Raw genomic sequence first — 9,768 nt, 5'->3', positions numbered from 1 at the left:
CCGGTGACCGGCGAGACCGGACGCCAGCGGTCCGAGACGTAGCCGTCCGCGGTCCATACCGGATCGTGCAGCGCACGCACCGCGCGCAAGGTCCAGGCCCGCGCCCGGCCGCTGTCGCCGTGCTCGGTGCGCTCGATCTCCGCCATCAGCAACGCGACGCGCTGCGTCGGCGCCGCGATGAACGGCTCCAGCGCCGCGCGCGCCCTGGCGAATTCGGACGCATCGATCGCAGCGCGGGCGATCGCCAGCGCGCCCTCGATATGACCGGGCGTCCTGGCCGCCAACGTCTCGACGCGCACCAGCCGCTGCCGCGCGGAATCGCCGAGCCGCACATGCGCATAGGCGTCGGCGAGATCGGGATGCGGCTGCGCCAGCCAGGCGGTCTCGACGAGACGCATGGCGCGGCGCACCTGATGCGCCTCGGCCTCGAACTTGCTGGCGAGCACCGCAGCGGGGATCAGCGTCGGCGCGAGCTTGACCGCCTCCATCACGCTGTTGCGCGACAGATCGCGGTCGGCGGTCTCGAATTCCAGCGCACGCGCCGTCAGCAGCACGCCGCGCTGCCGCCGGTAGGTCGCCTTGTCGATCAATCCCGACGACTGGTTGTTGTCGAGGATCGACAGCGCGCCGGCCCAATCGCCCTTGGCGCAGCAGAAGCCGAGCACGGCATGCGAAGCCCATGACGACGAGGGCGCCACTTTCAGCGCCTCCTCCGCGATCATCACCGCCGACACCGGATCATCGGCGCGCTGCGCCTCGATGAACAGACCGCGCAGCCCGAGCAGCCGCGTGTCCTCGCGCTCGGCCATGGCGCGGAAGGCGCGCTGCGCGCCGGCACGGTCGCCGTCGAGCTGCGCCGATTGCGCATGCAGCAGCAGCGTCAGCGGATCGTTTGCGGCATGGCGCCCGGCCACCTCGGCATGCGCGCGGGCCGCCGACGAATCGCCGTGGCCGATCGCGAGCAATCCTTGCGTGATGGCATGGCGGCCGCGGGCACGGCGGCGCTCGCGCCTCGCGCGGCGGATGCCGTCCGGCATCTTCCAGATCGCGCGCAGGATCGCCCACGCCACGATCGCCGCCACCACGACGATGCCGATGCAGAGCACCAGCACCGGCAGCGTCGTCACGACACGCCAGCCGTCCCATGACAGCACGACGTCGCCGGTTTGATCGGCCACCCAGGCCGCGCCCGCCGCGGCGACCGCGATCAACAGCAGGAACAGAATGATCCGGATCATCAAGAACCTACTGATTGACCGAGGCGAGCGCCGCCATCGCATTGTCGGCGAACTTCCGCGAGGCGTCGAGCGCGGCGCGCCGCGCGTCCACCCGCTCGATCCAGGCTTGCGCGGCGGTGCGATCGGCCGGCGGCAGCGATTTCAGTTCACGCTCGGCGCGCGCAAGATCGTTGTGCACGGCGGCCGAGGTCATGCGCGCGACGATGCTGCCGCGATCGGTGCCGGTGCCGTCGGTCCGCTCGATGCGGATCAGCTTGGACGCTCCGGCCTGCAGCCGATCGACCAGCCCCGCGCCCGTCGTAGCATCCTGCGGCGGCGGCGCGAGCTTCGGCACGATCTCGATCAGGTCGCGGCAGAGCTCGTTGGCATTCGGAACCCCGGATGCGGCGAAGGCCTCGAGCGGCTTCAGGATGTCCGGATCGTCGGCGAGCGCCTTCGCGGCCGCGAGCGAGGAGACGAAAGGATCGCCGTGACGCACCGCGACGTCGAGCAATGACGCGGCGACGACACGGCGCAACGTCGCGTCATCGGCCGGCTTCGCGTCGGCTTTGGTGTTGGCGATCTCGGCGTTCTGCGCCTTCACCGCGCCTTCGATCCTGTCGATGCGCGCGGTGATCGCCGACACGTCCGGCGGGGTCTTCGCGCCGGTGGCGGCGGCTGCCAGCTTGTCGGATTGCGCGCGGGTGGCGGCAAGCTCGCTGCGCAACGCGGCGATCGATTTATCCAGCGCCTCCAGGCGCGGATCGGCCGCCGCCGGCTTGTTGACCTTCGCTTCCAGCCCGGCGACGCGCGTGCTGAGATCGTCGATCGCCGCGGCATTGAGCTGAGGCGCTGGCTGCACCTGCGGCCAGCCGAGCAGCCAGCCGACGGCGATCACGAGCGCCGCGGCCACCGCGCCGGAGACCGGCGCCACCACCCAGGGCGAGACCGGCCGCGGCGGTTCGGACGGCGGCGCTTCCGAAGCCGTTTCGGGATGCGGCTCGGGCTGGGGTGCGGCTTCGGGCGCAGCGGTATCGGTGGCAGCGGTATCGGCGGATGCCTCTGACTGCTCTGCCTGCGGCGGCTCGCTCGAGACATTGGTCGCCTCGAGATCGATAGTCGGCGGCGCCCGCCTGGGCCGCCCGGAATCCGGCGATGGTCCTGTATCCTCGGGCCTGTCTTCAGCCATCGCGGGGGTCCTCAAAGCGATTGACGGCGTATTCTAGATCATGATGCGATTAAATAGAATCGCATCATGATCTCATGTCTTTGTTGAGCATGATCTTTTCGGAAAACCGGTTTCCACTTTTCCGGATCATGCTCTAGCAGAACCGGCCCCACTTCTCAGGGCACGATCCGAAAAACTGGTTTTTGGCTAACGCCATGTCCAAGCGAAAGAATTGCTCCAAGTATTGCTCCAAGTCAGGACGGCAAAGCGCGGGCAAGCGCATCCAGCAGGGCGCCCTCGTCCGGCGAGGCCGCCACAGCGAGCTGGGTGGCGCCGGCGTCACGAAGGACGGCGGCAACCGAGGCTGAAATGCAGCATTGCGGCAGGGCCAAGGCCGAGATCTCCAGCCCGCCGGCGCGCACCGCGTCCAGGAAAGCCTGCGCGCTGCGCCGGGAATAATGCAGCACCGCCGTGATCCGGTGCGCCATGAACGCGTCGCTGACCTCGGCCGGCAGGCTCGCAATCGGCGCCATCCGGTAGGTGGTGTGGGTGACGACGGTCAATCCCTTCCTGCCCAGCTCGCCCGCCAGATCGCGCGCGAGGTCGGCACCGGCGAGATAGAGCAGGGTCGCGGCATTGTTCAGCTCGCCGGCCGCGACCCGCTTGAGCACGAGATCGCGCAGCGCAATGGCATCGCCCTTGGCCACCAGCACCTGGCCGAAGCCGGCCGCCCGCGCGGCCTCGGCGGTGTGACCGCCGACCGCGAACAGCGGCAACCGCAACAGGCGGCTATCGGCGAGATCGATCCCGCGCAGCGCATTGGCGCTCGTCACGATGACCGCGTCATAATGCGCATCGCCATCGTCATGGAACGGTAACGGCTCGAAGCGCAGCATCGGCGCCGCCAGAGCATCGAAGCCCCGTGCCCGCAAATTGGCGAGCGTGGTCTCATAGTCGGGATGCGGGCGCGTGACGAGGACAGCCACCGCTCAGGGCTCCCGCGACACGAAATGGACGTTTGCGACCGATTGCACTTCAAGACCTCGCAATGCTACCCCGGAAGGGACATTTCTCTCTCATTGAGCAGTATCTCCGCGCAAGCGCCTCGGCTTGTCGCGGGGGAAAACCGGTTCCCGCTATTCCCGGATCATGCTCGTAGCACAAGGGCCGACGTTGAGTAACGAACCACCGATGCTGGTGTTGGGTATCGAGACCACCTGCGATGAAACCGCGGCTGCCGTGGTCGAACGCCAGGCCGACGGCTCGGGGCGGATCCTGTCCAACGTCGTGCGCTCGCAGACCGAGGAGCACGCCCGCTTCGGCGGCGTGGTGCCGGAGATCGCCGCGCGCGCCCATGTCGACCTGCTCGACGGCATCGTTGCGAGCGCGATGAAGGAGGCCGGCGTCGGCTATCCGCAATTGTCCGCGGTCGCCGCCGCGGCAGGGCCCGGCCTGATCGGCGGTGTGATCGTCGGACTCACCACCGCGAAGGCGATCGCGATGGTGCACGACACGCCGCTGATCGCGGTGAACCATCTCGAAGCGCACGCGTTGACGCCGCGGCTGACCTGCGCGCTGGCATTCCCGTACTGCCTGTTCCTCGCCTCGGGCGGTCACACCCAGATCGTCGCCGTGGTCGGCGTCGGCGAATATGTCCGCCTCGGCACCACGGTTGACGACGCAATGGGCGAAGCCTTCGACAAGGTCGCGAAGATGCTGTCGCTGCCCTATCCCGGCGGGCCGCAGGTCGAGCGCGCGGCCGCCGACGGCGATCCGAAGCGCTTCGCCTTTCCGCGCCCGATGCTCGGACGGCCGGACGCGAATTTCTCGCTGTCGGGGCTGAAGACGGCGGTGCGCAACGAAGCCAACCGGCTGACGCCGCTGGAGCCGCAGGACATCAGCGATCTCTGCGCCAGCTTCCAGGCCGCCGTGCTGGAATCGACCGCGGATCGCCTCAGCATCGGGCTCAAGCTGTTTCAGGAGCGGTTCGGCACGCCGCGGGCGCTGGTCGCGGCCGGTGGCGTCGCCGCCAATCACGCCATTCGCGACGCGTTGCAGGATGTCGCCGCACGCGCGCAGACCACCTTGATCATCCCGCCGCCGGCGCTCTGCACCGACAATGGCGCGATGATCGCATGGGCCGGCGCCGAGCGGATGGCGATCGGATTGATCGACACGATGGAGGCGCCGCCCCGCGCCCGCTGGCTGCTCGATGCCAACGCCAAGGCGCCCAAGGGCTATGCCAACAGCCGGGCAGGATATTGAGTTCGTCGAGATGATAACGAAACGCGGAACGGTCTCCAGCTTACCTCGCCCCGCCTGCGGGGAGAGGTCGGATCGCATCAAGGATGCGATCCGGGTGAGGGGGACTCTCCGCACGGCCGGTGCCCGCGGACGCAGCCCCTCACCCCAACCCTCTCCCCGCAAGAGCGGGGCGAGGGAGCAAAGCTGAGATCGGGATTCCGATGCCCTCGCACAACTCAGTCAGCGTGATCGGTGCCGGCGCCTGGGGCACGGCATTGGCGGGGGTCGCGGCGCGTGCCGGACGCAGCGTCACGCTCTATGCACGCAATGACGAGCATGCGACGCAGATCCAGACGACGCGCGTCAATCCGCGGCTGGCCGGCGTCCGGCTCGATCCCGCCATCGCCGTGACCTCGGATATCGCCACCGCCGCGCGCGCGGACATCATCCTGGCGGTGACTCCAGCGCAGCATCTGCGTGCCTCCGTCAGCCATCTTGCGCCGCATCTGACACCAGGCACGCCTGTCATCGCCTGCGCCAAGGGCATCGAGCACGGCACCCACAAGTTCATGACCGAGGTGATCGCGGAGGCCGCGCCGCAGGCGGTGCCCGCCATCCTGTCGGGACCGAGCTTTGCCGACGACGTCGCGCGCGGCCTGCCGACCGCAGTGACCTTGGCCGCAAGGGACGAGACGCTGGCGCGCGGCCTGGTGCAGGCGCTGGGCTCGGCGACATTCCGGCCCTATCACACGACCGACGTGCGCGGCGTCGAGATCGGCGGCGCGGCGAAGAACGTGCTGGCGATCGCGGCCGGCATCGTGGTCGGCCGCGACCTCGGCGCCTCCGCGCTCGCCGCGCTGACCACGCGAGGCTTCAGCGAACTCGCCCGCCTCGGCCGCGCTTGCGGCGCCCGCGCCGAAACGCTCGCCGGCCTATCGGGATTAGGCGATCTCCTGCTGAGTTGCTCGACCGCGCAATCGCGCAATTTCGCGCTCGGCCGCGCACTCGGCCGCGGCGAAGCTGCCCCCGTCGGCAAGCTCGCCGAAGGCGCGTTCACCGCGCCGGTGCTGATCGAACTCGCCGCTTCGCAAAATGTCGATATGCCGGTATCAAAAGCCGTCGCGGCGATCCTGGGCAACAGGCTGACGGTCGATGCGGCGATCGAAGGCCTGCTGACGCGGCCGTTCAAGGCGGAGGAATAATCATCCCCTCGTCATGCCCGCGCTTGTCGCGGGCATCCACGTCTTGAATAATGCCGCCGAAACAAGCCGTGGATGGCCGGAACAAGTCCGGCCATGACGAAGAGGTTGAGGCAACATGAATTACTGGCTGGTGAAATCCGAACCTTCGGCCTGGTCATGGGACCAGCAGGTCGCCAAGGGTGCGAAGGGCGAAGCCTGGACCGGCGTGCGCAACTTCACGGCACGGCAAAACCTCGTGAACATGAAGAAGGGCGACAAGGCATTCTTCTATCACTCCAACGAGGGCAAGGAGATCGTCGGCATCGCCGAGATCATCAAGGAAGCCTATCCCGACCCGACCGACAAGACCGGCAAGTTCGTCTGCGTCGACATCAAGGCCGACAAGCCGTTGAAGACCCCGGTGACGATGGCCGCGATCAAGGCCGACAAGAAGCTCGCCGACATGGCGCTGGTGAAATATTCGCGACTCTCGGTGCAGCCGGTGACGGCCGAGGAGTGGAAGCTCGTCTGCAAGATGGGCGGGCTGTAAGCGTCACAGCAAACTCCACTGTCGTCCCGGCGAAAGCCGGGACCCATAACCACAGTCGAGCAACGTTAGAGCGCGCTGTGGCCACAGCTCATTCAACGATCGACAACGGTGGTTATAGGTCCCTGCTTTCGCAGGGACGACGACAGCGGATGCGGCGCTTACGCCCCCGCCGCCATCACCACCTGCGCCAGCAGTTGCTCGCGCTTGGACTGGGTGCGATAGCCCCCCATCGTCGCGGCGAAGCGCTCGAGGATGCCGTCCTCGAAGGCGGTGACGATGGTGTCGTGGACATAGCTCTTGCGGCAGATCGCCGGCGTGTTGGAGAGCTGGTCGGCCGCGGCGCGAATCGCGTCCAGCACCTGGCGCTTGCGGCCGCGCTGGCTGGTGGCCGGCGTGATCCGCGACAGCGATTCCACGACCACCGCCGACGCCATCAGCGTGCGGAAATCCTTCAGCGAGATCTTGATGCCGGCGATCTCGCGCAGGAACGCGTTCACCGCAGTGGTCGAGGCCGCGCGCACGACACCGGAGCGGTCGTAATACTGGAACATGCGCTTGCCGGGCACGGCGCGCAAAATACCGATCGCGCGCACCAGCTTGGCCGCGTCGCATTCCTTGCGCACGGCCTTGCCGCCCTTGGCCTTGAAGGTCAGCACCAGGGAATCATCTTCCAGCGTGACGTTGGACTTCAGCAGCGTGGTCGCGCCGCGGGTGCCGTTGAGGCGGGCATAGGATTCGTTGCCGGGACGGATTGCGGTACGCGCGATCAGCTCGATCACCGCCGACAGTGCGAATTCGCGCGTCGGCTCGTCGCCGGACAGGAACGCCGAGACCTTGCGCCGGATCTTCGGCAGCGCGGCCACCAGCTTGCCCAGGCGATGCGCCTTGCGCTGCTCGCGGACCTTCTCCCAATCGGCGTGATAGCGGTATTGCAGCCGGCCGGCCGCATCGAGGCCGACTGCCTGCAGATGCGTGTTCGGATCGGAGGAGTAGCGCACCTGGCGGTAGGCCGGCGGCATCGCCATCGCGTGCAGCCGGCGGATGGTACGGGCGTCCCGGACGCGCGAGCCGTTGGCGCGAACGAATGAATATGACTTTCCGCGCTTGACGCGGCGGATGGTGAGTTCGTTCTGGTCGCCGAGCCTCAGGCCCAGATTGTGGGCGAGATCTTCAACCGAGGTCTTGAGGACGGCGGGAGCGTCGAACTTGAGCTTGGGCGACGGCACCTTCGCCTGCGGCGACAACTTTGCCCGCGGCGGCTTGGACGGCCATTGCCCCAGCGCCTTCGCCAGGGCGACAGCAGGATCGGCGGAAACGGGCCGCACAGCCGCGATGTTCTGCTGATCCATTATGCCTCTCAAGACGCCATGTTTTGCCTGTTCTCCCGGTAATGCCGCTTCTTCTGGCTTCGTTCCGGTCGGGCCATCGGCCCTCGGGGAGGCCATTTAGGGGGTCTCGACCGACATTGCGAGTCGCGAATCAGTTATTGACGGTTTCTAAATACCTCTCATGGGTGCCATTCGCCCGACAGCGTTGATGTCAGCCTGACTTGCCACGGGAAATTGATAGCGGGAACCGTCCGCCACGGCGGCGGACCGGGGCGATTTCGAAAGCGGCAGCTCCGAAATTCAGGTCAGAGGTCGTGCCCTTCTTGCGCAGTTCCTCGATGGTCCGTTGCCGCATGCACCGACTGGCCGAACTTCTGACCGGCGATCAGCGATTGCTGCGTCACGACGGGGCTCTTCTCGGAAACTTCTGGCCCATCGGGCTCTTGTAGAAGGCTGACGTAGATGATGACCACCGCATCGGACAATTCACTGAACCGCGCCTGGAAGCCGTCGATCAGCACCGGCGCGAGAGCGTGTCCTGGTCGCGATCGACCTCGCTGCGGCCCTGGACGATCGCGGGCTTGAGGCCTTTCATGATCGCCGGCATCAGCGCCTTGAACGGGTCCATCAGATGATTGTCGCGACCAATTCCTTCACGACGGCGAGCGCTTCGGGTGACGGCGCCGGCGCCGCCGTTTGGGCGCGGGCCAGCGGCGCGGCCAGCTGCGTCACTACGACCAAGAGACCAGTGACCCGAGCCACGCGATGGAGCATAGGTTTCTCTCGTCGACCAATTGCGGTAAAGGCCTCTTAACATACGCAGAAGCCGACAGGCCGCGCCTGACGGCTTCTCCGCGACGAACGTGACAGTCCTTTTTCCTTGCCCGGCCGGAACGCGGCCACGCATAATCGCGGCAATGATCAAGACGGCTTGCCACCGCGTCGTTTGCGATCGGCAATGAGTGGAGGAAAATGATGTCCGAGAAAGTGTATGACGTGCCGGCTGACTGGGCCAAGCGCGCTTATATCGATGATGCCAAGTATCGCGAGATGTATGCGCGCTCGGTATCGGACCCCAACGGTTTCTGGGCCGAGCACGGCAAGCGGGTCGACTGGATCAAGCCGTTCACCAAGGTTGAGAACGTCTCCTTCGCACCGGGCAATATCTCGATCAAATGGTTCGAGGACGGCGAGCTGAACGTCGCCTGGAACTGCATCGATCGTCATCTGGAGAAGCGCGGCGACCAGACCGCGATCATCTGGGAAGGCGACGATCCCTCCGAGTCCAAGCACATCACCTATCGGCAGCTTCACGACGAAGTCTGCAAGATGGCCAACATCCTGCGCACAAGGAACGTCCAGAAGGGCGACCGCGTCACGATCTATCTGCCGATGATTCCGGAAGCGGCCTACGCGATGCTGGCCTGCGCGCGGATCGGCGCCATCCATTCGGTGGTGTTCGGCGGTTTCTCCCCGGACAGCCTCGCCCAGCGCATCAAGGATTGCGACTCGAAGGTGGTCATCACCGCCGATGAAGGCCTGCGCGGCGGCAAGAAGGTGCCGCTGAAGGCCAATGTCGATGCGGCGATCGCCAAGACCGGCGGCGTCGACTGGGTCGTCGTCGTGAAGCGCACCGGCGGCAAGGTCGACATGAACCCGACGCGCGACCTCTGGTATCACGAGGCCGCCAAGATGGTGACCAATGAATGCCCGTGCGAGCCTGTCAACGCGGAGGATCCGTTGTTCATCCTCTACACCTCGGGCTCGACCGGAACGCCGAAGGGCGTGCTGCACACCTCGGCCGGCTATCTCGTGTTCGCGTCGATGACGCATCAATACGTCTTCGACTATCACGAGGGCGACATCTACTGGTGCACCGCCGACGTCGGCTGGGTCACCGGCCACAGCTACATCCTCTACGGGCCGCTCGCCAATGGCGCGACCACGCTGATGTTCGAGGGCGTGCCGAACTACCCCGACAACTCCCGCTTCTGGAACGTCGTCGACAAGCACAAGGTCAATATCTTCTACACCGCGCCGACCGCGATCCGCGCGCTGATGCAGGGCGGCGACGAGCCGG

General features: G+C 66.6%; 10 protein-coding genes. 4 read left to right on the top strand and 6 right to left on the bottom strand.

Features of this window, described 5'->3' with window-relative positions; genetic code table 11:
• From AS156_RS37600 to AS156_RS37590, 3 genes are all read right to left on the bottom strand, one after another.
• Positions 1 to 1,238: heme biosynthesis protein HemY (locus AS156_RS37600; protein WP_066515232.1), on the bottom strand; the 1,238-nt coding region annotated here is incomplete at its 3' end.
• A gap of 7 nt (positions 1,239 to 1,245) precedes the next feature.
• Positions 1,246 to 2,406 carry a COG4223 family protein gene (locus AS156_RS37595; RefSeq protein WP_066515060.1) on the bottom strand — a complete coding sequence of 387 codons (1,161 nt, stop codon included), beginning with the start codon at positions 2,404 to 2,406 and terminating at the stop codon, positions 1,246 to 1,248.
• A 233-nt stretch (positions 2,407 to 2,639) separates the two neighbouring features.
• Complete coding sequence (locus AS156_RS37590) at positions 2,640 to 3,371, bottom strand: uroporphyrinogen-III synthase (RefSeq protein ID WP_066515058.1); 732 nt, start codon at positions 3,369 to 3,371, stop codon at positions 2,640 to 2,642.
• A 205-nt stretch (positions 3,372 to 3,576) separates the two neighbouring features.
• Between AS156_RS37590 and tsaD the strand changes: the two genes are divergently transcribed.
• The 3 genes from tsaD (at position 3,577) to AS156_RS37575 (ending at position 6,360) form a co-directional block, all read left to right on the top strand.
• Entirely contained in the window at positions 3,577 to 4,650 is a 1,074-nt protein-coding gene (gene tsaD / locus AS156_RS37585; protein WP_066515055.1) for a tRNA (adenosine(37)-N6)-threonylcarbamoyltransferase complex transferase subunit TsaD, read from the top strand.
• A 200-nt stretch (positions 4,651 to 4,850) separates the two neighbouring features.
• On the top strand, positions 4,851 to 5,831 hold the full coding sequence (locus tag AS156_RS37580; RefSeq protein WP_066515053.1) for an NAD(P)H-dependent glycerol-3-phosphate dehydrogenase: 981 nt from the start codon (positions 4,851 to 4,853) through the stop codon (positions 5,829 to 5,831).
• A gap of 115 nt (positions 5,832 to 5,946) precedes the next feature.
• Positions 5,947 to 6,360, top strand: coding sequence for an EVE domain-containing protein (locus tag AS156_RS37575; protein WP_066515051.1), 414 nt, complete (start codon positions 5,947 to 5,949; stop codon positions 6,358 to 6,360).
• Positions 6,361 to 6,518: 158 nt separating this feature from the next.
• Here AS156_RS37575 and AS156_RS37570 read toward each other — a convergent pair whose 3' ends face one another.
• The 3 genes from AS156_RS37570 to AS156_RS43175 form a co-directional block, all read right to left on the bottom strand.
• The gene (locus tag AS156_RS37570) at positions 6,519 to 7,712 is read right to left on the bottom strand and encodes a DNA topoisomerase IB (protein ID WP_066515231.1); all 1,194 of its coding nucleotides are present in this window, start codon (positions 7,710 to 7,712) and stop codon (positions 6,519 to 6,521) included.
• A gap of 281 nt (positions 7,713 to 7,993) precedes the next feature.
• Positions 7,994 to 8,209, bottom strand: a complete 216-nt coding sequence (locus AS156_RS37565) for a hypothetical protein (protein ID WP_066515050.1) — start codon at positions 8,207 to 8,209, stop codon at positions 7,994 to 7,996.
• A 106-nt stretch (positions 8,210 to 8,315) separates the two neighbouring features.
• The gene (locus tag AS156_RS43175) at positions 8,316 to 8,462 is read right to left on the bottom strand and encodes a hypothetical protein (RefSeq protein ID WP_160331195.1); all 147 of its coding nucleotides are present in this window, start codon (positions 8,460 to 8,462) and stop codon (positions 8,316 to 8,318) included.
• Between the two features lie 201 nt (positions 8,463 to 8,663).
• On the opposite strand from AS156_RS43175, the gene AS156_RS45435 reads away from it, so the two are divergent.
• Positions 8,664 to 9,768, top strand: a 1,105-nt coding sequence (locus AS156_RS45435; RefSeq protein ID WP_430641841.1) for an AMP-binding protein, incomplete at its 3' end; no start/stop codon positions are given.

This window comes from Bradyrhizobium macuxiense (assembly GCF_001542415.1).
Taxonomy (GTDB): domain Bacteria; phylum Pseudomonadota; class Alphaproteobacteria; order Rhizobiales; family Xanthobacteraceae; genus Bradyrhizobium; species Bradyrhizobium macuxiense.
This window is presented reverse-complemented; position numbering and strand designations above follow the sequence as displayed.

Coding starts and splice junctions, on each gene's coding strand:
- AS156_RS37580 (WP_066515053.1), top strand. CDS start 4,851: ATGCCCTCGCACAACTCAGTCAGCGTGATCGGTGCCGGCGCCTGGGGC.
- AS156_RS37575 (WP_066515051.1), top strand. CDS start 5,947: ATGAATTACTGGCTGGTGAAATCCGAACCTTCGGCCTGGTCATGGGAC.
- AS156_RS43175 (WP_160331195.1), bottom strand. CDS start 8,462: ATGCTCCATCGCGTGGCTCGGGTCACTGGTCTCTTGGTCGTAGTGACG.
- AS156_RS37595 (WP_066515060.1), bottom strand. CDS start 2,406: ATGGCTGAAGACAGGCCCGAGGATACAGGACCATCGCCGGATTCCGGG.
- tsaD (WP_066515055.1), top strand. CDS start 3,577: ATGCTGGTGTTGGGTATCGAGACCACCTGCGATGAAACCGCGGCTGCC.